Here is a 25,953-nt window from a genome sequence, read left to right on the forward strand (position 1 = left end):
GGACGGTGCCCATCTTGGGGTAAGATGCCAGCCTTTGGATTACAGGTTGAACACCCGGCTGGGGTGCAGCTGCCCGGCCTTGTAGCGGCCGATCGCCACCGCGCGCCCATCGAAAGAGGCCCAGCATTCGTCGCCGTATTCCACATCGGAGGGCAGCACCGTGCCGGGGTTGCCGTTGCGCAGTTTTGCCGCGCCCTCGGCTGTGCATTTGACCTGCGGAAGGTCGGCCAGCCCCTCTTCCAGTGGGCGGACATATTCATCCAGCGCCGGGGTTCTGGCCAGCTCTTCGATCTTCTCAAGGCTCAGCCCGTCTTCGGCGTCGAACGGGCCGGACCAGACCCGCCGCAGGCGCACCACGTGACCAAAGCAGCCCAGCGCCGCGCCCAGATCGCGGGCGATGGCGCGCACGTAACCGCCCTTGCCGCAGGTCATTTCCAGCTCCACATGATCGGGGTCTGGGCGATCGGTCATCACCAGCTCCTCGACCCAGAGCGGGCGGGCCTCGACCTCGAACTCCTCGCCGTCGCGCGCCAGCTTATAGGCGCGCTGCCCGTCGATCTTGACGGCCGAATACTTCGGCGGCACCTGCATGATATCGCCGATGAACTGGCCCAGCGCGGCCTTGATCTCATCGTCGCTGGGGCGGGTGTCGCTTTCGGCGATGACCTCCCCCTCGGCATCGTCGGTATTGGTGGACTGGCCCAGCCGCACGGTAAAGCTGTAGGCCTTCAGCGCGTCGGTGATGTGGGGAACGGTCTTGGTCGCCTCGCCCAGCGCCACGGCCAGCACCCCGGTTGCCTCGGGATCAAGCGTGCCGGCGTGGCCCGCCTTTTTCGCCTCCAGCGCCCAGCGCACCTTGTTGACCACCGAGGTGGAGGTGAGGCCGGCGGGCTTGTCGACCACCAGCCAGCCGGAAATGTCGCGCCCTTTGCGTTTGCGTGCCATGTCGTCCCTGTTCTTGATTCAAGGGCGGCGGGGTAGCCTACCCCCCCCGCACTGTCAATTTGTGGCGGTGAAAAAGCGGCGCTTTCCGCTATTCGGCGGGGGTGACCACGCCGACGATGGGCCCCAGATCAAAGCCGCGATCATGTCGCCCGAGCTGTCGCGCATAAAGACGCGACACATTGCCGTCGAAATACAGCGCCTGTGGCAGGCCAAGGTGATCGCGGAACAGCCGCCCGAACTCGTGAAAGGTGACGAGGTTGCGCGACAGCACGAAGACCACGCGCGTGCCGTCGGCACTGCTTCCCACCCCGTTGCGGATATGACGCGAACTGCTGTCCGGCAGGAACCGGGGATGCAGCGCCCCGTTGATCACCAGCATCGGCCCCGATTGCGTGGCGTAGGTGCACTTTGGTTTGCGATCAAGAAAGGCTTGGGTTTCGATCACGTCGGCGCGGTCCGGACGGATGCAGAAGACCCCATTCGGCAACAGGCCGAAATTTCCCGGCCCGGCATTGGGAATCACGCGCATCAGCTCGCGCCCGTCTTCGACATAATGGCCAACCGGCGCACGATCATCGTGATACATGCCCGCGTTCATCGCGAAAGACAGCCGCTTGCCCTCGGCGGCCAGCATTGCGTCCACCGCCGGGAACTGGCCCAGCCGGTTGCCCTGATCGTCGTCAAGGAACAGGCGCAGGTCCTCTTGCGCGGCATCGACCTCGCAGATCGTATAGCGGGTGCCCTCGAAACTGGTGTCGCCGCATTCAACCGCGCTGGCCGGGGCGGCGATTACGGCCGCCAACAGGATCAGCGCGGCGCGGATCACTCCTCCAGATCGCGGCGCACCGCGTCCTGCGACAACATCCGGCGGGTTTCGTCCATCTGATCAAAGGTCTGATCCAGCTGGAACCGCAGGTCGGGGGTGAACTTCAGCCCGGCTTTCTTGCCGATGATGTGGCGCAGCTCGCCCTTGTGGCGGGCCAGCAGTTTGACCACTTCTTCCTTCCCCTTGCCGCCCAGGGGCAGCACATAGGCGGTGGCGATCTTGAGATCGGGCGAGGTGCGCACCTCGCCCACGGTGATCGACATCCGGTTCAGGTCCGGGTCATGGATGTCGCCGCGCGCCAGCACCTCGGCCAGAGTGCGCCGGATAAGTTCGCCAACGCGCAGCTGTCGCTGCGTGGGGCCGGAGTCATGATATTTGTTCTTTGCCATGACTTCGATTTAGGGCTTTGACGGGGCTTTGCCAAGCGGTGCCTGAGCGGGTAGGGAGAAAGCGCAGGATCGCAGCAAAAGGGACGCCACATGACACAGACGCCGGGGATTGTCGTGACCGGGGCATCGGGCCGCATGGGCCAGATGCTGATCAAAACCATCAGTGACAGCGACAAGGCGCATCTTGTCGGCGCAGTGGAGCAGGCCGGTCATTCCTGGGTTGGCCGCGACGTGGGCGAGGCGATGGGCGGCGCGCCCTTGGGCGTGACGGTCACCGACCAGCCGCTGGAGGTCATTGCCCGCGCCCAGGCGATCATCGATTTCACCGCGCCCGAGGCAACGCTGGAGTTCGCGGCACTGGCGGCGCAGGCCCGTGCGGTGCATGTGATCGGCACCACGGGTATGACGCCGGAACAGATCGCCCGGCTGGGTCCGGCGGCACGGCATGCGGTGATCGTCCGGGCCGGCAATATGAGCCTTGGCGTCAACCTGTTGGTGCAATTGACAAAACGGGTGGCCGCCGCGCTGGACGAGGATTTCGACATCGAGGTCATCGAGGCGCATCACCGCCACAAGGTCGATGCGCCCTCGGGCACCGCGCTGATGCTGGGCGAGGCCGCCGCCGAGGGGCGCGGCGTCGATCTGGCAGATGTCTCTGACCGCGGTCGCGATGGCATCACCGGCGCGCGGGAACGCGGGCACATCGGCTTTTCCGCGATCCGGGGCGGCGATATCGTGGGCGAACACGAGGTTCTGTTCGCCGCTGATGGCGAGCGTATCGTGCTGCGCCATGCGGCGACCGACCGGGCGATCTTTGCGCGTGGTGCGCTCAAGGCCGCGCTTTGGGGGCAGGGCAAGGGGCCCGGCGAATACGACATGGTGGATGTGCTGGGGTTGTAACGCCGCGTCGGTTTTGCCGGGGCGTTTGGGTCCGTCTTTTGGGCCCGTCGCCTAGGACCGTCTTCCAAAGACGTCTGCCAAGGCCGTTGCGCGGTGGGGGATCGCCCCGCCGCCGAAGGTGATTCGCACCTGTTCGACGCGCAGCCGCCACAAGATCGCGATCCGCCCGACCGGGCAAGCGCGCCCTCCAAGGCTGGCCCCCGGGTCGTAGGAGATACGTCGCAGGGGGGGACGATGGGGCCGAGGCCGGGGGTCTCAGAAATCCACCGCGATTCCCTTTTTCTCCCAATCGCCATAGCGTACAGGCTCGGGGCCGTCGCGCCCGCCCATTTCCTTGGGCAGGGCGGCTATCCGGGCTTCGGCCTGTTCGCGGCGCTCCTCGGCTTCGGCCAAGGCGCGCTGGGCTGCGGCGGGCAGGGCGGATTTCTCGTCAGGGTGGTCTGGGCTGTCGTTCTCGCTCATCGCGGGTTCCTTTGTCCTCTACCCGTGATATACGCCCCTGTTGCCTGGGAACAAGCCGGGCGTCCCGGTGGAATAGGCATATCAGTATGGACAATAGCGCAACGGCAGCGCGGCGCAGCGCGATCTATCTGCTTGATCAGGTTCTGGGCGAGGGGCGGCTGATGTCCGAATGCCTTGCCGAAGGGGCGCTTGATCGGCTCGATCCCCCGGACCGTGCCCGTGCGCAGCGGCTTGCCTCCGACACTCTGCGCGGGTTGGAGCGCGCCGACCGCTTGTTGCAAAAACACCTGCGCAAGGCCCCGGCGCTGCCGGTGCAGAATGCGCTGCGGCTGGGCACGGTCGAACTGTGCAGCGGCGCGGCGGCGCATGGGGTGGTGAACGCGATGGTCGAGATCATCGGACGCCACCGGCGGCACGGGCATCTCAAGGGGATGGTCAACGCGGTGCTGCGCAAGATCGCCGCCGAGGGACCGACGGAATGGAACCGGCTGCGGGTGCCGCGGTTGCCGAAATGGCTGCGCAAACCGCTGGTCGAGGCCTGGGGCGCCGAGGCGATGGCGGCGATGGAGGCCGTGCATTTTGCCGGCGCACCGCTGGATATCACGCCGCGTCCGGGGGCCGAGGTCACGCTGCCGGGGGCGCGCCTGCTGCCCACCGGATCGCTGCGGCTGGACGTGCCGGGGCAGGTTACGGCGTTGCCGGGATACGCGGACGGCACCTGGTGGGTGCAGGACGCCGCCGCCGCGCTGCCCGCGCGGGTGCTGGCCGCGCAGCCGGGGGAAAAGGTGCTGGATCTCTGCGCCGCACCGGGGGGCAAGACCCTGCAACTGGCCGCCGCCGGGGCCGATGTGGTGGCGCTGGACATCTCGGACGCCCGCCTGAATCGTCTGCGCGAAAATCTGGCGCGTACCGGGCTTGTGGCGCAGGTCGTCACCGGCGACGCGTTGGAGCAGGAGGGCCAATATGATGCCATCCTGCTGGATGCGCCCTGTTCCGCCACCGGCACGATCCGCCGCCACCCCGATCTGCCACAGGCCAAGGACGGGGCCGAATTCGGGATGTTGATCGAATTGCAGGCGCATATGTTGGCGCATGCCTGGTCCCTACTCAAACCCGGCGGGCGGCTGGTCTATTGTACCTGTTCGCTGTTGCCCGACGAGGGCGAGGTGCAGGTTGAAGAGGCGTTGGACATTCTGGAAGGCGTGGCCATCGACCGCGACGCGCTGGCTTTGCCGGGGGTGGATCCGGCCTGGATCACCGAAGAGGGCGGGCTGCGTCTGCGCCCGGATTACTGGCCTGAACTGGGCGGTATGGATGGATTTTATATCGCCTGCCTGCGCAAAGCTGCCTGACCGGCGGTTTCGTCGGTGACTCGTGAGGGGTTGGACGCTATCATCTGCTGGAAACGCCAGAGAGCGTAAGAGGCAGAGCGCATGTCCAGTCCTGACACATTTGCCAACCGCCGCACACGGCTGCTCAACCGGTGGTACGCCCGGCAGAGCAGACGGCAGCGCGCTGCGACCGGATTCGTGTCGCAGCCCGAGCCGCGTACAATCGGCTCTTTTGCCCGGGGTCGGCAGTTGACTGCGGGCAACCTGCTGTTCGCCGGCTACCTGATCGAATCACGTGACACCGCGCTTTGGGATGTGAGCGCCCCCAATGCCGCCTTTGATGCCGAGCGCCACGGGTTTGCCTGGCTCGACGATCTGGCGGCGGTGGGCGACATGGCGGCTAGGCAAAAGGCACAGGCGTGGCTTTGGGGCTGGATCGAGACGCATGGCGGCGGCACGGGGCCGGGCTGGACCCCGGATCTGGCCGGACGGCGGGTGATCCGCTGGATCAACCACGCGCTGTTTCTGCTGCGCGGACAGGACAAGGCGGCGAGTGAGGCGTTCTATCGCGCGCTATCGGCGCAAAGCTGGTTCCTGTCGAAACGCTGGTCTGGCGCCGCACCCGGCCTGCCGCGATTCGAGGCGCTGACCGGGTTGATCTATGCCGGGCTGTCGCTGCAGGGGCGCGAAGAGCTGGCCGATCCGGCGGTCAAGGCCTTGTCCCGCGAATGCGCCACGCAGATCGACGCCCAAGGGGGGCTGCCCACCCGCAATCCCGAAGAGCTGTTGGAAGTCTTTACCCTGCTGACCTGGGCGGCGGCGGTGCTGCACGATGCCGGGCGCGGCGTACCGGGGCCGCATCAGGAGGCGATCGAGCGCATCGCGCCGACCCTGCGCACGCTGCGCCATGCCGATGGCGGGTTGGCGCGGTTTCATGGCGGGGGTCGTGGGCTTGAAGGGCGGCTTGATCACGCGCTGGCGGCTTCTCAGGTCAGGCCGGGACATCCCGAAGGGCTGGCGATGGGCTATGCGCGCCTTACCGGCGGGCGCTCCAGCGTGATCGTTGATGCTAGCCCGCCGCCAAGCGGGGCGGCCTCGTTCAACGCACATGCCTCGACCTTGGCGTTCGAGCTGACCTCGGGGCGGCGGCCTTTGGTGGTCAATTGCGGCTCGGGGGCCTCTTTCGGGGTCGAATGGCGCCGGGCCGGGCGGGCGACTCCTTCGCATTCCACGCTTTGCCTTGATGGCTATTCCAGCGCCCGGCTAAGCGATCCGGCGCGTGGCTCGGGGCGCGAGGCGCTGATCGAAGGGCCGCGCCGGGTGCCGATCGAGATCGCGCAGATGAGCGATGGCATCCGGTTTCAGGGTGGCCACGACGGCTATCTGCGCACATTCGGCCTGACCCATGCACGCAGTCTTGACCTCACGTTCGATGGCCGCGGGCTGGCGGGCGAGGATATGCTGCTGGCGGTCGAGGATGCCGACAAGCGCCGCTTTGACAAGGCGATGGATGCCACTGTGCTGTCGGGGGTCGGGTTCGACATCCGCCTGCACCTGCACCCCGAGGTCGACGCGGCGCTGGATCTGGGCGGGGCGGCAGTTTCGATGGCGTTGAAATCCGGCGAGATCTGGGTGTTTCGCCACGATGGCGGCGACTCGCTGTCGCTGCAACCCAGCGTCTATCTTGAAAAGGGCCGGTTGAAACCGCGTGCCAGCAAGCAGATCGTTCTGTCGGGTCGCGCGCTGGACTATCGCACCCGCGTGCGCTGGACCCTGAGCAAGGCGCAGGACACTGCGGTTGCGGTGCGCGATCTGCACCGGGATGAGCCCGATTTCCCGAGTTAGGGTTTTCCTGAGCTTGGGTTTTTCGGTCCCATGCCCGTCCCTCTCTGTGTCAAAGACGGTGCTTCGATGGGCGACAGTTGCAGGCATCAGGGGGCGCTGAGCTGCTGAATACTCCTTTCCAGCAGGCCTCCAAGGTCCGGATCGGCCGGAAATCCACCAATTCGGGCCCTTTCATGCCGCAGCGCGGCAAAACGGGTGGTTCTATCCCGGCAAGATATAGACTATGCCGCGCGCAGACCTTTTTTGAGAATGAGGATCGACCCCATGACCGACCTGTACCCTGTGCGCCGTGCTCTGCTTTCCGTCTCCGACAAAACCGGCCTTATCGAACTGGGCCAGGCCTTGGCCGCGCGCGGGGTCGAGCTGATCAGCACCGGCGGCACCGCTGGCGCGCTGCGCAATGCCGGACTGGAGGTGCGCGACGTCTCCGAAGTGACCGGCTTTCCCGAAATGATGGACGGTCGGGTCAAGACGCTGCACCCGATGGTGCATGGCGGTCTGTTGGCGCTGCGCGACGACGCCTCGCATGTTGCGGCGATGGATACCCATCTGATCGCGCCGATCGACCTGCTGGTGGTCAACCTCTATCCGTTCGAGGAAACCGTCGCCAAGGGCGCCGACTACGAGACCTGCATCGAGAATATCGACATCGGTGGCCCGGCGATGATCCGTGCCGCCTCCAAGAACCACGCCTTCGTCAACGTGGTGGTCGATGTGGCCGATTACGACGCGCTGCTGGCCGAACTGGACGCGAACGACGGCCAGACCACCTATGCCTTCCGCCAGAATCTGGCGCTGACCGCCTATTCCCGCACCGCGGCCTATGACGCCGCCGTCTCGGCGTGGATGGCCGCAACGCTGGAAGACGAGGCGCCGCGCCGTCGTGCCTTTGCCGGGACGCTGGCGCAAACCCTGCGCTATGGCGAGAACCCGCATCAAAAGGCGGCGTTCTATGTCGATGGTTCGGCGCGCCCCGGCGTTGCCACGGCGCTGCAGCATCAGGGCAAGGAGCTGTCGTACAACAACATCAACGACACCGACGCGGCCTTTGAACTGGTCGCCGAATTCTCCCCCGAAGACACCGCCGCCTGCGCCATCATCAAACACGCCAACCCCTGCGGCGTGGCCAAGGGCGCGACCCTGCTCGAGGCGTATAAATCGGCGTTCGACTGTGACCGCACCTCGGCCTTTGGTGGCATCGTGGCGCTGAACAAACCGCTGGATGCCGAAACGGCACAAGAGATCACCGGCATCTTCACCGAGGTCGTGATCGCGCCGGGGGCATCGGACGAGGCCAAGGAGATCTTTGCCAAAAAGAAAAACCTGCGCCTGCTCACCACCGACGGTCTGCCTGATTCGCGCATCGGCGGGAAAACCTTCCGTCAGGTGTCCGGCGGCATCCTCGTGCAGGACAAGGACAACGGGTTCATCGACCTGGATGACCTGAAGGTGGTGACCAAGATCGCCCCGACCGAGGACCAGATGCGCGATCTTCTGTTCGCCTGGAAGGTGGCCAAACACGTGAAATCCAACGCTATCGTCTATGTCCGCGATCAGGCCACCGTCGGCGTCGGCGCGGGCCAGATGAGCCGGGTCGATTCGGCCCTGATCGCCGCCAAAAAGGCCGAACGCATGGCCGAGGCGCTGGGCCTTGCCAAACCGCTGACCATCGGCTCGGCCGTGGCCTCGGACGCATTCTTCCCCTTCGCCGATGGTTTGCTGGAGGCTGCCGCCGCTGGCGCGACCTGTGTCATTCAGCCGGGCGGCTCGATGCGCGATGACGAGGTGATCGCGGCTGCCGACGAGGCCGGGCTTGCCATGGTCTTCACCGGCATGCGCCATTTCCGGCACTGACCGCCGCATGCGCTTTGCACTGCTGTTCTGGGCCGGGTTCTGGGCCTTTCTGCTGGATCAGGCCAGCAAATCCCTAGTGGTTCACTGGATGGGATTGGTGCGGCTGCGCGAAATCGACGTGCTGCCGCCGCTGCTCAACTTTCGCTATGGCGAGAACCGGGGCATCAACTTTGGCCTGCTCGACAGCGGGTCCGAGGTGGCGCGCTGGGCGCTGATCGGCTTTTCGCTGGCCGTCTGCGTCGCCGTTTTCCTCTGGGTTCTACGCCAGCGGGCGGGGCGTTGGATGCTGCTGTCCGCCGGGCTGTTGATCGGCGGCGCGCTGGGCAATGTGGTGGACCGGCTGCTGTATGGTTATGTGCTGGATTTTCTCAATATGTCCTGCTGTGGCCTCAACAATCCCTTCGTGTTCAATCTCGGGGATGTGTTCATTTTTGCCGGCGCAGCCGGGCTGATCCTGTTCGAAGGACGCAGTCCGCAGGGCAAACGGAAAAAGGCCCCGTGACCTTGTCTAACAAATCGGTTAAACAGCCCGGAAACAGGCGGGAGAGAGTGGCCATGTGGCGCCCTCTGGGTATCATGATCATGCTGTTTGCGGCCGTGTCGGTCGCAGGGTGCTCGAAAAACGGCTTGCGCGATCTGCGTGCGCCGGGTCCGGGTCCGGACGAATTCATGATTCTGCCGGTCAAGCCATTGACCGCGCCGCAGGATTACACCGCGTTGCCGGCGCCCAAGCCGGGCCGCGGAAATCTGGTTGATCAGACGCCCACGACCGAGGCCGTCGTTGCCCTTGGCGGGCGTGCCGAGGCCATGGTGCCGGGTGGCGTGCCCGCTGCCGATGGCGCGCTGGTCACCGCCAGCAGCCGCTATGGCGTCGAGTCCGACGTGCGCGAAACGCTGGCGCAAAACGATGCCAAGTTCCGCAAGCGGCAATCGCGCATGACCCGCTTCCGCTTGCTGCCGGTGGATCGCTATGAGCAGGCCTATCGCCGTCAGGCGCTTGAGCCCTATCCGGAGAACGAACGCTATCGTTGGGCCGGGGCAGGGACGCCGACCGCGCCGCCGGCAACGCGCTGACACCCCTCACGTTTTCGAGACTTTGACTTGAACCCGGGCGGGCCGTGCGTAGGTTGACTCACGCAGGAACAGAAGGTGCCCGTATGCTCAAGACATTTGCCGCAACCGCCGCCATGCTTGGCGCGCTTTCGGGGGCCGCCGCTGCCAGTCAGGCGGTCGGCGCGACCAGCGATGCGCCAAAGGCAGCCCCTGAAACGGCGGCCCCTGAAACGGCGGCCGATTCAGCAACCGACCCGGTGATTGCCTCGTCGACCGAAGGGGTCAGCAGTTTCACGCTGGCAAACGGTATGCAGGTGGTGGTGGTCGAGGATCATCGCGCCCCGGTGCTGCAACATATGGTCTGGTATCGCGCCGGCTCTGCTGATGAGCCGATCGGCTCGTCCGGGGTGGCGCATTTTCTGGAACATCTGTTGTTCAAGGGCACCGACACCATGGCCCCGGGAGAGCTTTCGGCGACCGTGGCCGCCAATGGTGGGCGTGACAATGCCTTTACCAGCTATGATTATACCGCCTATTTTCAGCGTGTCGCCGCCGACCGGCTGGGCCTGATGATGAAGATGGAAGCCGATCGGATGACCCATCTGCGGCTGAGCGAAGACGACATCGCCACCGAACGCGACGTGATTCTGGAAGAGCGCAACATGCGCACCGAGAACAACCCGGGCGCGCTGTTTTCCGAACAGATGAATGCGGTGCAATATCTCAACCATCGCTATGGCGTGCCGGTGATCGGCTGGAAGCACGAGATGGAAACGCTGGACCTGCAGGATGCGCTGTCGTTCTATCATCGCTATTACGCGCCGAACGATGCCATTCTGGTGGTGTCTGGCGATGTGACACCGCAAGAGGTGCTGGCGCTGGCGCAAGAGCATTATGGCAAGATCCCCGCCAACCCAGACCTGCCGCCGCGCATCCGCTCGCAAGAGCCGCCGCAACTGGCCGAGCGGCGGTTGCAATACCGCGATGCGCGCGTCGCGCAGCCCTATGTCAGCCGGTCCTATCTGGCCCCGGAACGCGATCCGGGCGCGCAGGAGCAGGCCGCCGCGCTGTATCTGCTGTCCGATATTCTGGGCGGTGGGCAGACCTCGTATCTGGCAGACAAGCTGCAATTCGACAGCAACATCGCTGTCTACACCGGCGTTTTCTATAATGGCGTCTCGCTTGACGACACCACCTTTGATCTGGTGGTGGTCCCGACCGAGGGGGTCTCGCTGGAGGCCGCCGAGGCGGCGCTGGACGATGCCTTGCGCGCCTTTCTGCGCGAGGGGGTCGATCCTGAACACCTCGCCCGGATCAAGCTGCAACTGCGCGCCGCCCAGATCTATGAGCGTGACGATGTCGCCGACATCGCCAACCGCTATGGAAAGGCGCTGGCCACCGGGCTGACGGTCGAGGATGTGCAGCGCTGGCCTGATCTGCTTCAGGCCGTGACCGAAGGCGATATTCTGGACGCCGCACGCAGCGTTCTGCGCCGGGAAGGATCGGTCACCGGCTGGTTGATGCGCGACGAAGAGGTGACGCAATGAGGGCCCTGTTTACAGCTTTGATCCTGATGGTGCTGGCGCTGCCGGCTATGGCCGCGGTCAAGATTCAAGAGGTGACCAGCCCGGGCGGCATCCGTGCCTGGCTGGTCGAGGATCACTCGATCCCCTTCACCGCGCTGGAGCTGCGCTTTCGCGGCGGCACCTCGCTGGACGCGCCGGGCAAACGCGGTGCGATCAACCTGATGACCGGGCTGCTGGAAGAGGGGGCGGGCGATCTTGACGCACGTGCCTATACCCGCGCGCTGGAATCGCTGGCCGCCTCGTTCTCGTTTGACAGCGGGGCCGATTCGGTTTCGGTCTCGGCCCGGTTCCTGACCGAGAACCGGGGCAAGGTGATGGACCTGCTGCATGAAACCCTCCACGCGCCGCGCTTTGATGCCGACGCTGTTGAGCGGGTGCGGGCGCAGGTTCTGTCCGGGCTGCACTCGGACGCCAAGGATCCCAACGATATCGCCGGCGCGGCTTTTCGTGCGATGACCTATGGTGATCACCCTTATGGCAGCACTGGCAAGGGCACGCCCGAGTCGGTGGCCTCGCTCACCCGCGACGATCTGCTGCTGGCCCATAGTGCGGTTTTTGCCCGCGACCGGCTTTTTGTCGGGGCGGTGGGCGATATCACCCCCGAGGCGCTGGGGGCGCTGCTGGATGGGCTGTTGGGCGATCTGCCCGCGAGTGGCGCGCCGATGCCGGGCAAGGCCGATGTGACGTTCAGCGGCGGTGTGACCGTGGTGCCCTTTGCGACGCCGCAATCGGTGGCGCTGTTCGGGCAGCCGGGGATGGACCGGCACGACCCTGATTTCTTTGCCGCCTATGTGCTCAACACCATTCTGGGCGGTGGCAGCTTTGAAAGCCGGTTGATGAGTGAGGTGCGCGAAAAGCGCGGCCTGACCTATGGCGTCTATTCCTACCTCATGCCGCGCGATCTGGCCTCGGTCTATATGGGCAGCGTCGCCTCGGCCAATGACCGCATTGGCGAGACGGTGCAGGTGATCCGCGACGAATGGAGCCGCATGGCGCAACAGGGCGTCACCGAGGAGGAGCTGGACAAGGCCAAGACCTATCTCACCGGGGCCTATCCGCTGCGGTTCGATGGCAACGGGCAGATCGCCAGCATTCTTGTCGGGATGCAGATGGACAACCTGCCCATCGACTATATCACCACCCGCAACGACAGGGTGAATGCGGTGACGCTGGCGGACGCGAATCGCGTCGCGGCGGAGCTGCTGAAACCCGATCAGCTGCGCTTTGTCGTGGTCGGTCAGCCCGAGGGGCTGGCAACCACCACCAACTGACCAGCCCTGTGAGGGGCTTGTGACGGCTTGCGACTGCGGCGCTACTGGGCGCTGCGGTCACGGTCCCAGCGGGTTCGGGATTTGAAAAACGGGGTCCTCACCATCAGCGCCACGGTGGCGTAAAGGATGAAACCCGGCGGGTCGCGCAGCAACAGCCCAAGCTTTTCGCCGAACCCGGGGGCGGTCCCGCCCGCATTCTGTACAAGATCGGGCCGTTTCTCCCCAAGCTCGGCCAGCCCGCGGTTCTGACGCCGCCGCACCCGCACCAGCGCGCCAAAGCCTTCGGCGATGGGCCAGAGGAACTTGTCCGACACGGCGACCCTTTCACCGGGCGCGAAGTGGCTGCGCATAAAGATGTCGTCCGAGATCACCTCCGGGATCTTGTCCCAGCGGGCCCGTCCGGCGGCATTGACCGCGCAAAGCCCGCAGCCCGGCACCCCCTTTGCCAAAAACGGCAGGCGCAACCAGAATCGCGCATAGATCCGCGACAACAGGCTGTGGGCGCGCCGGATGCAGAACTGCCCGCTGGCATAAACGGGCTCGGGCCGGTCCACCGCCGCCGCCAGCGCCGCGACCAATCCGTGCGAGACATGGATATCGGCATCCAGAAAGAGCAGCCGGGGATAGCGCGCCGCGTCACTGCCGGCGTTCAGTGCCCGGGTCTTGCTGCCCTCAGGCAGCTCGATCACCTGAAACTGCCAGCCCCGCGCGGCGAACTGCGGGGCGCGGGCGCGGGCCTCTTGCGCGGTCGCATCCGTGCAGCCGTTGGGCAGGACGATCACCTCGACCGGATCATCGCCCTTTGGGTCGCGCGACCGCAGCAGGGCATCAAGACTGTCCCCGATGTACCCTTCTTCGTTGTAGGCCGGGATCACGATCGAGATCATGCCGCCCCCCGTTCCACATCCGCCGCGGAAAACGATCCGGGCGCATCGTCGCCCATCCCTTTGATAGGGTCTGAAATTTCGCAAAATTCCGGCCGCGCGATCCGGAGTATCGCCTCGCCCGGCTCCAGCCCCCACCGGGGCTGGCCGAGTCCGTGAAAGCTCAGGACCGGGCGGTTTTGGTCCGGGGCGCGCATCATCATCCTATTCCCCGTAGGGCACCCAGATGGTCTTGATCTCGGTCGCCGCCTCCAGAACCGGGCGCAGGTCCGGTGCAAACCAGTCGGTGGCGCGTGCGTTGTTCACCCATGTCCGCTTGAGATTGCCCGCCGAGGCGCGTTCGATGTCGCCCGAAAGATCGGTGGAGGAAAAGCTCCAGACCGCGTCCACACCCAGATGCGACGCCAGTGGCGCGGCCAGATCCGCGTGCGATCCGGTCAGGATGTTGACCACCCCCGCCGGCACGTCCGAGGTCTCCAGCACCTGATAAAAATCGGTGGCGGCCAGCGGGAACGGCTCCGACGCCGCCAGCACCACCCGGTTGCCCATGGCGATGGCGGGTGCCATGACCCCGACCAGCCCCAAAAGCGGCACCTCGTCAGCACAAAGCGCGCCAATGATACCAACCGGTTCCTTCATCGCCAGCGCCACGCCCCGGATCGGCACGCCATGGACCTGACCATCATATTTGTCGGCCCATGCGGCGGCGCTGAACAGGCACTGTATCGCGGCCTGAACCTCCTTTTCGCCGCCGCGCTTTGCGGTCATGGCGTCAATTCGATGGGCAAACTCCCCGGCCCGCGCTGAAAGGTTCTCGGCCAGATAATACAGGATCTGCGCCCGCAGATGCCCCGAGGTCTGGGCCCAGCCTGCCGCCGCCTGCGCCGCCTCGACCGCGTTGCGCACATCCTTGCGACTGGCCATCGGCACATGCCCCAGCAGCGCGCCGCGTTTTGACCAGACCGGGTGTGCATAGCCGCCGTCGGGTCGCGCCTGTTTGCCCCCGATATAAAGCTTGGCGGTCCGGTCCAGCGGATCCACGGGCGCGCCATCGCCTGCCGCCATCGGGGCAACCGGGGCCAGCGCCTTTGGCCGCGCCTTGGGCCGGGTATAGGCCGACAGCCCCTCCCATCCGCCTTCCCGGCCAAAGCCGCTTTCGCGCACCCCGCCAAAACCGGCGGCGGCGTCGAACAGGTTGGTCGCATTGACCCAAACCACCCCGGCGGCCAGCTTTGGCGCGGTATCAAGCGCAAGGTTCACATTCTCGGTCCAGACCGAGGCGGCCAGCCCATAGCGCGTGTTGTTTGCCAGTTGCACCGCCTCAGCCGGGGTGCGGAAGGTGGTCGAAACCAGCACCGGGCCAAAGATCTCTTCTTGCATCAGCCGGTCCGAGGGCGACAGCCCGGTGATCAGCGTGGGGGGATAGAAACAGCCCCGGTCCGGCAGGGCGACATCGGCGTGATGCACCGCGCCCTCGGTATTGCTCGCCACCATGGCACTGATCGCCGCGTGCTGCACCGGGTCCACCACCGCGCCCACGTCGATGCATTTGTCCAGCGGATCGCCGATGCGCAGCTTGTCCATCCGCGCGCGCAGCTTGTCGTGGAACCGCTCTGCCACCGGCTCATGCACCAAAAGGCGCGATCCGGCGCAGCAGACCTGCCCGGCATTGAACCAGATCGCATCGACCAGCCCTTCGACCGCTGAATCGATATCGGCATCGTCAAACACGATATAGGGGGATTTGCCGCCCAGCTCCAAGGTCAGCGCCTTGCCGGTCCCGGCGGTCGCCGCGCGGATCTTGCGCCCGACCTCGGTCGAGCCGGTAAAGGCGATCTTGTCGATATCGGGGTGCGCCACGATCCTCTCGCCCACCGCGCCATCGCCGGTGACGATATTGACCACCCCCTTGGGCAGCCCGGCCTGACGGCAGATGTCCGCGAACAGAAGCGCCGTCAGCGAGGTATATTCCGCCGGTTTCAGCACCACGGTATTGCCCATGGCCAGCGCCGGCGCCACTTTCCACGCCAGCATCAGCAAAGGGAAGTTCCAAGGGATGATCTGGCCGCAGACCCCGATGGCTTGGGCGTCGGGCAGTTCGGTCTCCATCAACTGGGCCATGCCCGCATGGTAATAGAAATGGCGCTGCGCCAGCGGCACGTCGATATCGCGGCTTTCACGGATCGGTTTGCCGTTGTCCAGCGTCTCCAGCACCGCGAACAGACGCGCGTGTTTCTGCAACAATCGCGCGATGGCATAAAGATAGCGCGCCCGTCCCGGCCCGCCCAGATGCTCCCATTTGCCCTGCGCCCGGCGGGCGGCGGAGACGGCGGCATTGACCTCTTCGTCGCTGGCCTGGGTCAAGGTGGCCAGCACCTCGCCCGTGGCGGGGTTGCGGCTGTCGAACCCCGGCCCCGGCGCGGTAAAGGTGCCATCGATGAAATGGCCAAAGCGGTCGCCCTGATCGACCAGCCAGCTCAGCGCCTCGGCCGCGCTTTCGCGGGCGGGGCCGTATTCCATCGTGTCGAAGATCTGTTTGACGGTCATGGCTTCTTCTTGTTCCAAATACTCATTGGCCTAGCGTCGGCCAAATGTGCCGCAGTCACGTTTCAGCCTATCGCGTGGCGGTAAGCGACGGAATAGGCCCCGGTGACGTGATGCTCCAACTGTCGTTCGATATCGCCCAACAGCGACGAGGCGCCAAAGCGGAACAGGTCGGGCTGCAACCAACGGTCGCCCAGTTCCTCCTTGATCAGCGCCAGATAGGTCAGCGCATCCTTGGCCTTGGAAATCCCGCCCGCAGGTTTGTAGCCGATGCGATAACCGCTGCGCTCGTGATAGTCGCGGATCGCCCGGATCATCACCAGAGATACCGGCAGGGTGGCGTTCACCGCCTCTTTGCCGGTTGAGGTCTTGATGAAGTCGGCGCCGCCCATCATGCAGACCAGACTGGCGCGCGCCACGTTGCGCAGGGTGCCCAGCTCTCCGGTGGCCAGGATCGCCTTGATATGGGTCGTGCCGCAGGCGGCGCGAAAGCTGCGCATCTCGTCATACAGCGCCTGCCAGTTGCCCTCCAGCACATGGCGGCGCGAGATCACGATGTCGATCTCCCCCGCGCCGGCCTTGACGCTTTCGCCAATCTCGGCGACGCGCAGGGGGAACGGCGACAGCCCGGCGGGAAAGCCGGTCGAGACGGCGGCGACCGGGATGCCGGATCCCTCCAGCGCGGCGACGGCGGGGGCGATCATGTCGTGATAGACACAGACCGCGCCCACGCGCAGCCCCTCGATCCCCAGCGCCTGCAGCAGATCGGGGCGCACCGGCTGGCGGGCCTTGGCGCACAGGCGGCGCACGCGGGCAGCGGTATCATCGCCCGACAGCGTGGTCAGGTCGATGCAGCTGATCGCCTTGAGCAGCCAAGCCGCCTGATAATCTTTCTTGACGCTGCGGCGGCCGGGCAGGGTGGCGGCGCGCCGCTCGATGGCCGAGCGGTTGGCCTGCGCCGCGCGCACCCAGTCAAGGTCCAGCGCCATGCCGGGATTGCGCGGCTCGCTCACCTGCGGCAGTTGCGCGGTGTGTGACGTCTCGGTCATGTCCATGCGGCGGGTCCGGTGGTTGGTTTTGGTCTGATAGATTTGCGGGCAGGCTGGCACGGGCGCGCCGCCTTGGCAAGCGACCCGCGCCCTTGCGCCTTGGTTTGCACCCGAGTTTGCACCATGGTTAGTGCCCGATTTAACGCGGCCCCGACCCCGCACAATTCCATCGCGTTTCGACCCCGGCCTGCGCGGATTGGACCGCATCATCGATCTGGCAGAATCGCTGCCTCTTATGCTAGGTTTAGCGGTATGATAACCCAGTACCGCAATATCGGCGAAGATCGCCCCGTGATCCGGCAACTTGACGAAACGGCCATCAACCGCATCGCCGCGGGCGAGGTGGTCGAACGCCCGGCCTCTGCCGTCAAGGAACTGGTCGAGAACGCCATCGACGCCGGGGCCACCCGCATCGGGATCGAGATTGCCGACGGCGGCAAAACCCTGATCCGCGTCACCGACGACGGCTGCGGCATCACGCCGGGCGACCTGCCGCTGGCGCTGTCACGCCATGCCACCTCCAAGATCGACGGTTCGGACCTGCTGAACATCCACACCTTCGGGTTTCGCGGCGAGGCGCTGCCCTCGCTAGGCGCGGTGGGGCGGTTGAGCATCACCAGCCGCGTCACCGGCGATGAGGCGGCGACGATCCGCGTCTCTGGCGGCAAGCCAGAGCCGGTGCGCCCCGCCGCCCTGCGCAACGGCACGGTGGTCGAATTGCGCGATCTGTTCTTTGCCACCCCCGCGCGGCTGAAATTCATGCGCAGCGACCGCGCCGAATCGCAGGCGATTTCGGACGTGGTAAAGCGGCTTGCCATGGCCGAGCCCTCGGTCGGGTTTACCCTGCGTGACGTGTCGGGCGGCGGCGAGGGGCGGGTGACCTTTCGCGCCGATGCCGAAAGCGGCGATCTGTTTGACGCGTTGCTGGCGCGGCTGACCCGCGTGATGGGGCGGGAGTTCACCGAAAACGCCCTGCCCATCGATGCCACGCGCGAGGGGATCCGGCTGTTTGGCTATGCTGCGCTGCCGACCTATTCGCGCGGCGCGGCGGTGGCGCAATACCTGTTCGTCAACGCCCGCCCAGTGCGCGACCGGACGCTGACCGGCGCCCTGCGGGCGGCCTATTTCGATTTTCTCAGTCGCGATCGCCACCCGGCGGCCGCGCTGTTTCTCGATTGCGATCCGACGCTGGTGGATGTGAACGTGCACCCGGCAAAATCTGAAGTCCGCTTTCGCGATCCCGGCGTTCCGCGCGGGCTGATTGTCTCGGCGCTGCGCCATGCGCTGGCCGAGGCCGGGCACCGTGCCTCGTCAACCGTGGCCACCGCGACGCTGGGGGCGATGCGCCCTGAAATGCCCGGTGCGCCGCCGCGCGTCTATCAGATGGACCGTCCCTCGCCGGGCGCACGCATGGCCGCCTATCAGGCGCAGGCCCCGTTCACGCCCGCCCCGGCCTATGGCGAACGCCCCGCCCCCGAGCCGGGCTTTGCCGAGCTGTCCAGCGCCTATAGCGGCCGGATCATCGAGGAGCCGGACGCGCCCCGCGAAGATCAGGCGACGTTGGAATCGCTGCCGCTTGGGGCCGCGCGCGGGCAGGTGCATGAAAACTATATTATCGCCCAGACCGAAACCGGCATGGTGATCGTCGATCAACACGCGGCGCATGAACGGTTGGTCTATGAAAAGCTGAAACATCAGATGGCCGAAAACGGCGTTGCGGCGCAGGCGCTGCTGATCCCCGAAATCGTCGAGCTTTCCGCCGGCGATTGTGCCCGGCTGCTGGAGGTGGCGGCGGATCTGGAAAAACTGGGGCTTGGCATCGAACCCTTTGGCGGCTCTGCCGTTGCGGTGCGAGAAACCCCTGCCATTCTGGGCGAGGTCAACGCCGCAGCCATGTTGCGCGATATTCTCGATGAACTGGACGACGCGGGCGAAAGCCAGCTGGTGCAGGCGCGGATCGAAGCGATCCTGTCGCGCGTCGCCTGTCACGGCTCGATCCGATCGGGCCGCCGGATGCGGGCGGAAGAGATGAACGCCCTGTTGCGCGAGATGGAGGCAACACCGCATTCCGGCCAATGCAACCACGGACGGCCCACCTATGTGGAGCTGAAGCTCGCCGACATCGAACGGCTGTTCGGGCGCACTTGATCCCGGACTTGTTATTTCCCGCCGGGTGGGTCAACTGGAGGGCGAGAGAACCAAGCGGGAACAGGGACGGCGCCAGAGATGACAGTGGACGACGTTTTGAACGCGATACGGGCGATCCCGCCGCAGCACTTGCTGATCTGGGCCTGCGTGGCGCTGGCGCTGCTGGTTCTGGCCCTGTTGCTGCGCCAGTTCGCGCTGCGCTCCCAACTCCGGGAGCTGCGGCCGCTGGAGGCCGAGGCTTGGCACCTGCGCGAGGATCTGGCCGAACAGCGCGCGCAGGTCGGGCGCATTCCGGAGCTGTTGCAGGTGATCGAGGATCTGCGTCGCTTGCACGGCGCGGAACAGCAGCGCCGCATCATGGCCGAGACCGAGCTGAGAACGCTCAAGGCCCAGCACGCGGCCCGGCTTGAAGAATTGCGCGGTATGAAGACCGAGATCGAGGATCGCTTTTCCGTGCTCGCCTCGGGCGTGTTGCAGAAGAATTCCGAATCCTTCCTGAAACTGGCCTCTGAACGGTTCAAATCGCACGAGCTGACCGCCAGTGAGGATCTGGAAAAGCGCAAGACGGCGATCGAGAATCTGGTCAAACCGCTGAACGAAAAGCTCACCGTGTTTGACACCCGCATCAAGGAAATCGAACAGGCCCGCAACGAGGCCTATGGCGCCATCCGGCAGCAGGTCAAGCTGTTGGCCGAGGGGCAGGCCAGTCTGGGCACCGAGACGCGCAAACTGGTGCAGGCGTTGCGCGCGCCCAAGACCCGCGGCCGCTGGGGCGAGATGCAGTTGCGCCAAGTGTTCGACATGGCCGGCATGGCGGAAAACGTCGATTACACGCTGGAGCATCATCTGGCCACCGATGACGGGCCCCGACGCCCCGACGCCATCGTAAAGATCCCCGGCGGCAAGAGCATCGTGATCGACGCCAAGACCCCGTTGGAGGCCTATCTGGACGCGCTGGAATGCGAAACGCCGGAACAACAGCAACATCATCTGGCCCGTCACGCCGCGCAGGTGCGCCAGCATGTCAAACTGCTGTCCTCCAAGGCCTATCAGGACCAGATCCCGACCACGCCGGATTTCGTGGTGATGTTCATCCCCGGCGAAACCTTTGTCTCGGCAGCGGTAGAGGCCGACACCGGCCTGATCGAATACGCGTTCGAGCGTAAGGTTCTGATCGCCACCCCGACCACGCTGATGGCGCTGGTCAAGGCCATCGCCTATGGCTGGCAACAGGAAAAGATGGCCGAGAACGCGGTCGAGGTGCAGAAGGTCGCGAAAGAGCTGTATGATCGGCTCAACACCTTTGGCGGCCATCTCGACGCGGTCGGCAAGGCGCTGAACCGCTCGGTGGATCATTACAACAAGGCGGTGGGATCGATGGAAAGCCGGGTTCTGCCCTCGGCACGCAAATTCGAGGCGATGGGCGTGGTCACCCAAGGCTCCGAGATCGAGACTCCCGCCTTGGTCGAAAGTCAGGCGCGCGGCTATGCCGCCCTGACCGACAGCAGCGTCTAGGGCGGCGGGCCGATGCGGATGACCGTGGATACCGCCGCGCTGTTTCGTCAGGCCGAACTGCGCGCCGAAGGGCTGGTGGGGCTGTTGCGGATGCTCGCGGTGCTGGCGCTGGCACTGTCCTTTGCGCTGGCGGTCCGCGATCATTCCGCGCCCAAGGGGTCGGATCTGCTGGCGCGGCAAGTGTTCAATGCCGGCACCATGATGGCGGGGTATTTCATCCTCGGCGCGCTGGCGTGGTGGGGGTATCGGCGCGACTGGCTGCGGATCTGGATGATCTGGCCCGCCGCTGCTGCCGACTGCCTGTTCTTTCTGTATGGCGTGTGGATGAGCATGGAAAACACCGCGCTTCCGGGCAGCCATGCGTTCATTTTTCCCGCTGTCTGGCTGGCGCCGCTGGTGCTGGCCTTTGGCGTGCTGCGGTTCAATCCCGGTATTCAGGCGTTCATCGCGACGCTGACCGTGGGGGGGCTTACCCTGTTGATCAGCCTGCCCGCGGGCGAGGGGTTTACGCCGCGCTCCGGCACGGCGTCGGTTTTCCTGTCCTTCCCCCCCAACATCATGCGGGTGGCGATGCTGGCGCTGGCCGGCGCGGTTCTGGTGGTGGCGGCGGTGCGCACCCGGCGGCTTTTGCTGCGCTCGATCACCGAGACGCAGAACGTCACCAACCTCACCCGTTATCTTCCCGGACAACTGGCGCCACGTCTTGCCGCCGGCGGGCTGGACGAGCTGCGCCGGGGCCGCTGGCACGAGGCTGGGGTGTTGTTCATCGACCTGCGCGGCTTTACCCACCTGTCGCAGGGCATGACGGCGGATGAGTTGTCGGCATTCGCCACCGAATACCGCCGCCGCGTCACCACCGTGGCGCGGGTAAGGGGCGGGATCCTAGACAAGTTCATGGGCGACGCGGCGATGATCGTGTTCGAAGAGGGCAAGGATGCGCCCGCTGCTGCTGCGGCCTGTATCGACTGTGCCTTTGACCTGTGCGCCACGATTGCCGAGTGGTCGGCCCGGCGCGTTGCCGCTGGCGCTTCCCCGTTGCGGGCCGGGATCGGGTTGCACTGGGGCGCGGTGTTCAGCGGTGTGGTGGGCACCCGCGACCGGCTGGAATACTCGGTCTTTGGCGATACCGTGAACACCGCTGCCCGGCTGGAGGAAGAGACCAAGCGCTTGCAGGCGGATATTCTGGCCTCGTGTGATATCTTGCGGATCGCCGGGCGCGACAAGGACGGCGCGCCCTGGGATCTGGCGGCTGAAACCACGCTGCGCGGCCGCGATGGCGTGTTGCGCCTGCGCGGATTGCGGTGCAGGTAACGCAGGTATCTTGCGCGGGATCAAAGACCGCACTTGCCGGCCGGTATTAGATGGCCGAACCAACGCGAACAGGAGGACGACAAGATGGAAATTTCCCCACGTAAAGTGGCGCAGGTGGCGGTAATGGCGCGGGAGCTGAAACGCGCCGAGGGCGAGTTGCGCGCCTTCATCGACCGCATGAGCGAGGACGAGCAGGCCGAACTGGTGGCGATCATGTGGATCGGGCGCGACAGTTTTGACGCCGCCGATCTGGAAGAAGCCATCGCCACTGCCCGGGCCGAGGCATCGACCCCCTGTGCTGACTACCTTCTGGGCACACCGCACCTGTCCGACAATCTGGAAAACGGGCTCGAGGCTCTGGGCATTTCGCCTGAGGACGTGGAAAACGACCTTATGTGAGGGGGCACCGCGCCTGGACATTTTCCACCTGAGCTATTTCAGCCGCGCTTGAAAGACGACGGTTTTGCCGGGGTTTTGCCGGGGTTCTACCGGTGAAAACCGCCCTGTGCCTGTCAGGCTGTGTCGGGCCGAACGACCAGACGCAGGTCTTTTCTGCGACATAGTTGCCCGTCCGGTGAAGAGATCTTCGTTTTTGAATGTATCTCGATTAAGACAACTCTTGCAGATCCGCGACCAGAGAAAGGGCATCCTGAATGCACCATATTTCGGCCCATCCGGGAGAGCCCCACTATATCACGCGCAGTGGCTGGCTTCGTGCTGCTGTGCTTGGTGCGAATGACGGCGTGGTTTCTGTCTCGTCCCTGATCGTGGGGGTTGCTGCGGCGGACCCAAGCCCGAACGCCGTTATCATCGCGGGCATTGCGGGGCTCACTGCCGGGGCAATGTCGATGGCTGCGGGCGAATATGTTTCGGTCTCGTCGCAATCCGACACCGAACGCGCCGACATCGCGCGCGAAGCCGATGCGCTGGAGAAATTCCCCGAGGCCGAACTCGCCGAACTCGCCTCCATCTATCGCGAGAAAGGGCTGTGCGAAGAGACTGCGCTCGTGGTCGCGAAAGAGCTGACCGAGCATGACGCGCTTGGCGCCCATGTTCGAGACGAGCTGGGCCTTTCAGAGGTGCACGCCGCCAACCCCTTGCAGGCCGCCTTCACCTCGGGCGTGACGTTCAGCGTGGCCGCTGCGATCCCTTTGTTGGCCGCGTTTCTCGCGCCGGCGGGGTCGATCATTCCGGTTGTTCTTGTTGTTACCGTGATTGCCTTGGCCGCCCTTGGCGCGTTCGGGGCCAAGGCGGGCGCGGCCCCGGTTCTGCGCGCGACGATCCGCGTGGTGGTGTGGGGCGTTTTCGCAATGGCCGTCACGGCGGGCGTGGGCTGGCTTTTTGGTGTGAGCGTCTAGCAAGGCCCGATTGCGCGCGGCGAGGGGGCGATTGTTGTCGCCCTATCTCGCAGCCGGTGCATGCCAGCGGCCGGCATCTGCGTGCCCTTCTTGGTTTCGGAACAATCGACATTTGCAGCTACCGAAAAGGGCCCGCTGGATCATCCCGGCGGGCCCTGATGTTCGCTCAGATTGTGCTGCCGCTCACGCGAGGTGATCGACCACTTCCAGATGCTGCGCCAGCGCGCCGATCTCGCCCAACCAGTCGCCGACCAGATCAGGTGCGCTGGGGGCGGCATGCACCCCCGGTTCGATCCGGCCTGCCAGCACCGATTCGACCGCCAGCGCCACGGTGATCGAGACCAGTCGCGCCATGGCTGTGCCCTGTGCATCACCCGAGGCATCCATCACATAGGTCTTGTGCCAGACCTCTTGGCCGTCCTGTTCGGCGGTCAGCCCGACACAGAGCACCACCCGGTCCGGTTCGCCGTCGTCATAGGCGTTCTCGTCCCAGAACTGGTCCGACATCTGTTTCAGCCGCGCGTCGCCCTCAGGCCCGCTAAGGGTCTCGACCTCGGCGAACACATCCGCCCAGGCCTGTGCCCAGCCATCCAACCGCAGCGTACCGCGCACAAAGTGCTTCACCGGCCAGCCAGCCTCAAACCCATAGTCCGCCATGAAAGGAACGCTGTCGCGGTTGGGATAGACCTCGAACGCCTCGGCCTCGGGTAGCGGCGCGGTATAGCTGCTGATCGCGTCCCAAGGGCGGTCCACCCGTAGTTCCTCGAAATCGCGGATCGAACGCGACGGCGAGCGCAGCGCCTTGAGCACCCCCAGCGGTGACCAGCTGAACTTGTAGCGGAACGCATTGGGGATCTTGGGCACCCCGCCGCAATAGGAAATGAAGCTGAGCTGATTTTTCGGGTCAAACGCGTCCGAGGCCCGGTAATCTGCCATCAGCGCATGCGCCATCAGGTGATCAATGCCCGGATCAAGACCGACCTCGTTCACCAGCGCCACGCCGGCCGCCTTGGCCCGGTCATCCAGCGCCCGCATCTCCGGCGCGATATAGGAGGATGAGACGAAGTTGGCGTCCTTGGAGATCGCCAGTTCGGCCAGCGGCACATGCCAGTCGCCCGGCAGCATGGAAACCACCACGTCGCCCTTTTCCAGCGCCGCGCCAAGGGCGTCGATGTCAAAGGCGCGAATATCCTGCGTCAGGTCGCCGACCGCCTCGCGCGCCTTGTCCACCGTCCGGTTCCAGACGGTGACCTTGTGCCCCGCCTCGAGCAGCCTGCGCAGGCCGGGAATGGCCGACAGGCCGGTGCCGCACCAATGAATGGTCATGGATGGTTCTCCCTATTTGTATTTCAGTTTTGCCACTACGATGCTCAGCACGATCAACAGACCGCAGCCATTGGCAAGGATCAGCGGCAAGTCGCCCACCAGCAGACCATAGACCAGCCAGAGTGTCACGGTCGCCAGGAACAGAAGGTTCGCGGCCAGTGACAGGCCAGAGGTATCCTGGGTGCTCCAGGCCTTCCAAGTCTGCGGCACCCAGCAGATGGTGCCAAGAACACCGGCGAGATACCCGATATAAAGTTCCATTCTCAGCCCGCCTCGCCCATATGGGCGTCAAAGGTGGCCTTGGCCCGGCCCCAGACGCCGCCCGACAGATCCTCCAGCGTCAGCAGCACCGGCAAAAGCTGTGTCGCGTAATCTTGCGAGCTTTCCACCGGCAACATCGAAGGCAGGTTGTCGATCGCCATCACGTCCAGCACCGGGTTTTCCGCCACCCGGACCACGGGCGCCTCCCATGTCGTGGCGCGCTCGTACACCGGGACCGGGTTGTAATCGCTGTCCGGATCGCAGGCCACATCGCCAATCGCGCTCAGTTTGCGCGGCGTGGCAAGCGCCGTGCGGGGAACAAAGACCGGCGTGCCCGGCCGGGCAAAGATGCAGTTGAGGAACACGTCATGGTCAAGGATCTGCGGGAAGGGTCCGCCGCTTGCGGTCTCGGCCATGTCCCATTTGGTCACCGTCACGCCCACCGCTGCACACAGATCCGCCGCGCCGGTGCCGACCCGGCCCAGCGCCCCGATCACGATGGCGCGGGGGCGCTCGAGCTCCAGCGCGTCCAGCTCTGCCGCCAGTTCCGTCACCAGCGCGTCCTTGCCGGAATAGACCCCGACCGGTCCGCAAAGGCCGCCGCGCTGCTGCGCCGCCCAGGCTTTCAGCGTCACCGCCGCCCCGGCATAACCGGCCCAATAGCCAAAGGCGGCCACCCGGCGCCCGGCTTCGTCCACCAGATATTCCAGATCATACAGCGTGCCGCCCCCGGCCTTGAACCGCGCCAGCAGCGCCTTGCCCGAATGTTGCCCCTTGAAGGCATGGCCGAACATGATGTGGCGGTGCGGCAAGGGGGTGCCATCCTCGGGCAGTTCCTTGAGCCCGAAGATGATCGCGTCCAGCGGCGCCTGCGGCCAGCTGTTCTCCGCTGCGATCTCGCAACCGGCGGCGCGATAGCCCTCGATCGGGAGGGCGCGGACCGCGCTGTGTTCGACCGTCACTGTGATCCCGCGCGCGATCAGCTGCGCGGCGCCCTCGGGGGTCAGCCCCACCCGATCTTCGTTCTCACGCTGTTCGGCGCGGACCCATAGATGTGTCATGGCAGGCTCCTTTCCGGGGGATGCGCGCGGCGGC

General features: G+C 65.4%; 23 protein-coding genes. 13 read left to right on the top strand and 10 right to left on the bottom strand.

Features of this window, described 5'->3' with window-relative positions:
* Positions 1-39 precede the first annotated feature (39 nt).
* From truB to rbfA, 3 genes are all read right to left on the bottom strand, one after another.
* Positions 40-945, bottom strand: a complete 906-nt coding sequence (gene truB, locus E1B25_RS16205) for a tRNA pseudouridine(55) synthase TruB (protein WP_132830564.1) — start codon at positions 943-945, stop codon at positions 40-42.
* Between the two features lie 88 nt (positions 946-1,033).
* Complete coding sequence (locus tag E1B25_RS16210; RefSeq protein ID WP_132830565.1) at positions 1,034-1,771, bottom strand: phosphodiester glycosidase family protein; 738 nt, start codon at positions 1,769-1,771, stop codon at positions 1,034-1,036.
* A complete protein-coding gene (gene rbfA / locus E1B25_RS16215; protein ID WP_132830566.1) occupies positions 1,768-2,160 on the bottom strand; it encodes a 30S ribosome-binding factor RbfA in 393 nt (130 codons plus the stop codon). Before rbfA ends, E1B25_RS16210 begins: the two co-directional genes overlap by 4 nt.
* A 90-nt stretch (positions 2,161-2,250) precedes the next feature.
* Here rbfA and dapB point away from each other — a divergent pair, with 90 nt between their 5' ends.
* Positions 2,251-3,060 (top strand): 4-hydroxy-tetrahydrodipicolinate reductase, encoded by an 810-nt coding sequence (gene dapB / locus E1B25_RS16220; RefSeq protein ID WP_132830567.1) that lies wholly within the window; start codon positions 2,251-2,253, stop codon positions 3,058-3,060.
* A gap of 255 nt (positions 3,061-3,315) precedes the next feature.
* On the opposite strand, the gene E1B25_RS16225 is transcribed toward dapB, so the two are convergent.
* Complete coding sequence (locus E1B25_RS16225; RefSeq protein WP_132830568.1) at positions 3,316-3,522, bottom strand: DUF1674 domain-containing protein; 207 nt, start codon at positions 3,520-3,522, stop codon at positions 3,316-3,318.
* Positions 3,523-3,608: 86 nt separating this feature from the next.
* On the opposite strand from E1B25_RS16225, the gene E1B25_RS16230 reads away from it, so the two are divergent.
* The 7 genes from E1B25_RS16230 (at position 3,609) to E1B25_RS16260 (ending at position 12,462) form a co-directional block, all read left to right on the top strand.
* Positions 3,609-4,874 carry an RsmB/NOP family class I SAM-dependent RNA methyltransferase gene (locus tag E1B25_RS16230; RefSeq protein ID WP_132830569.1) on the top strand — a complete coding sequence of 422 codons (1,266 nt, stop codon included), beginning with the start codon at positions 3,609-3,611 and terminating at the stop codon, positions 4,872-4,874.
* 81 nt (positions 4,875-4,955) lie between these two features.
* On the top strand, positions 4,956-6,698 hold the full coding sequence (locus tag E1B25_RS16235) for a heparinase II/III family protein (protein ID WP_132830570.1): 1,743 nt from the start codon (positions 4,956-4,958) through the stop codon (positions 6,696-6,698).
* A gap of 264 nt (positions 6,699-6,962) precedes the next feature.
* The gene (gene purH, locus E1B25_RS16240; RefSeq protein ID WP_132830571.1) at positions 6,963-8,552 is read left to right on the top strand and encodes a bifunctional phosphoribosylaminoimidazolecarboxamide formyltransferase/IMP cyclohydrolase; all 1,590 of its coding nucleotides are present in this window, start codon (positions 6,963-6,965) and stop codon (positions 8,550-8,552) included.
* 7 nt (positions 8,553-8,559) lie between these two features.
* A complete protein-coding gene (lspA, locus tag E1B25_RS16245) occupies positions 8,560-9,054 on the top strand; it encodes a signal peptidase II (protein ID WP_132830572.1) in 495 nt (164 codons plus the stop codon).
* Between the two features lie 53 nt (positions 9,055-9,107).
* On the top strand, positions 9,108-9,626 hold the full coding sequence (locus tag E1B25_RS16250) for a DUF3035 domain-containing protein (RefSeq protein WP_132830573.1): 519 nt from the start codon (positions 9,108-9,110) through the stop codon (positions 9,624-9,626).
* Between the two features lie 83 nt (positions 9,627-9,709).
* Positions 9,710-11,152, top strand: coding sequence for a M16 family metallopeptidase (locus E1B25_RS16255; RefSeq protein WP_245510737.1), 1,443 nt, complete (start codon positions 9,710-9,712; stop codon positions 11,150-11,152).
* Positions 11,149-12,462 carry a M16 family metallopeptidase gene (locus E1B25_RS16260; RefSeq protein ID WP_132830574.1) on the top strand — a complete coding sequence of 438 codons (1,314 nt, stop codon included), beginning with the start codon at positions 11,149-11,151 and terminating at the stop codon, positions 12,460-12,462. Before E1B25_RS16255 ends, E1B25_RS16260 begins: the two co-directional genes overlap by 4 nt.
* Positions 12,463-12,503: 41 nt before the next feature.
* Here E1B25_RS16260 and E1B25_RS16265 read toward each other — a convergent pair whose 3' ends face one another.
* The 3 genes from E1B25_RS16265 to deoC all read right to left on the bottom strand — a co-directional run bounded on the left by E1B25_RS16265 (position 12,504) and on the right by deoC (position 16,939).
* A complete protein-coding gene (locus E1B25_RS16265) occupies positions 12,504-13,349 on the bottom strand; it encodes a glycosyltransferase family 2 protein (RefSeq protein WP_132830575.1) in 846 nt (281 codons plus the stop codon).
* A gap of 201 nt (positions 13,350-13,550) precedes the next feature.
* The gene (locus tag E1B25_RS16270) at positions 13,551-15,893 is read right to left on the bottom strand and encodes an aldehyde dehydrogenase family protein (RefSeq protein ID WP_132830576.1); all 2,343 of its coding nucleotides are present in this window, start codon (positions 15,891-15,893) and stop codon (positions 13,551-13,553) included.
* Positions 15,894-15,955: 62 nt separating this feature from the next.
* Positions 15,956-16,939: a deoxyribose-phosphate aldolase gene (deoC, locus tag E1B25_RS16275; protein ID WP_425358940.1), complete on the bottom strand. Its 984-nt coding sequence runs from the start codon at positions 16,937-16,939 to the stop codon at positions 15,956-15,958.
* Between the two features lie 252 nt (positions 16,940-17,191).
* Between deoC and mutL the strand changes: the two genes are divergently transcribed.
* The 5 genes from mutL to E1B25_RS16300 all read left to right on the top strand — a co-directional run bounded on the left by mutL (position 17,192) and on the right by E1B25_RS16300 (position 23,271).
* Positions 17,192-19,087: a DNA mismatch repair endonuclease MutL gene (gene mutL / locus E1B25_RS16280; RefSeq protein ID WP_132830578.1), complete on the top strand. Its 1,896-nt coding sequence runs from the start codon at positions 17,192-17,194 to the stop codon at positions 19,085-19,087.
* 78 nt (positions 19,088-19,165) lie between these two features.
* Positions 19,166-20,602: a DNA recombination protein RmuC gene (locus tag E1B25_RS16285; RefSeq protein WP_132830579.1), complete on the top strand. Its 1,437-nt coding sequence runs from the start codon at positions 19,166-19,168 to the stop codon at positions 20,600-20,602.
* Between the two features lie 18 nt (positions 20,603-20,620).
* Entirely contained in the window at positions 20,621-21,913 is a 1,293-nt protein-coding gene (locus tag E1B25_RS16290; protein WP_165937644.1) for an adenylate/guanylate cyclase domain-containing protein, read from the top strand.
* 84 nt (positions 21,914-21,997) lie between these two features.
* A complete protein-coding gene (locus tag E1B25_RS16295; RefSeq protein WP_132830581.1) occupies positions 21,998-22,312 on the top strand; it encodes a DUF3775 domain-containing protein in 315 nt (104 codons plus the stop codon).
* 254 nt (positions 22,313-22,566) lie between these two features.
* Positions 22,567-23,271: a VIT1/CCC1 transporter family protein gene (locus E1B25_RS16300; RefSeq protein WP_132830582.1), complete on the top strand. Its 705-nt coding sequence runs from the start codon at positions 22,567-22,569 to the stop codon at positions 23,269-23,271.
* Between the two features lie 183 nt (positions 23,272-23,454).
* Here E1B25_RS16300 and E1B25_RS16305 read toward each other — a convergent pair whose 3' ends face one another.
* The 3 genes from E1B25_RS16305 to E1B25_RS16315 are packed head-to-tail and all read right to left on the bottom strand — an operon-like array spanning position 23,455 to position 25,919.
* Positions 23,455-24,597, bottom strand: a complete 1,143-nt coding sequence (locus E1B25_RS16305) for a saccharopine dehydrogenase family protein (RefSeq protein WP_132830583.1) — start codon at positions 24,595-24,597, stop codon at positions 23,455-23,457.
* A 12-nt stretch (positions 24,598-24,609) separates the two neighbouring features.
* On the bottom strand, positions 24,610-24,858 hold the full coding sequence (locus tag E1B25_RS16310; RefSeq protein WP_132830584.1) for a SemiSWEET family sugar transporter: 249 nt from the start codon (positions 24,856-24,858) through the stop codon (positions 24,610-24,612).
* Between the two features lie 2 nt (positions 24,859-24,860).
* Positions 24,861-25,919 carry a saccharopine dehydrogenase gene (locus tag E1B25_RS16315; RefSeq protein WP_132830585.1) on the bottom strand — a complete coding sequence of 353 codons (1,059 nt, stop codon included), beginning with the start codon at positions 25,917-25,919 and terminating at the stop codon, positions 24,861-24,863.
* Positions 25,920-25,953 lie beyond the last annotated feature (34 nt).

It is taken from the genome of Antarcticimicrobium sediminis, assembly GCF_004348975.1.
GTDB classification, from domain to species: domain Bacteria; phylum Pseudomonadota; class Alphaproteobacteria; order Rhodobacterales; family Rhodobacteraceae; genus Antarcticimicrobium; species Antarcticimicrobium sediminis.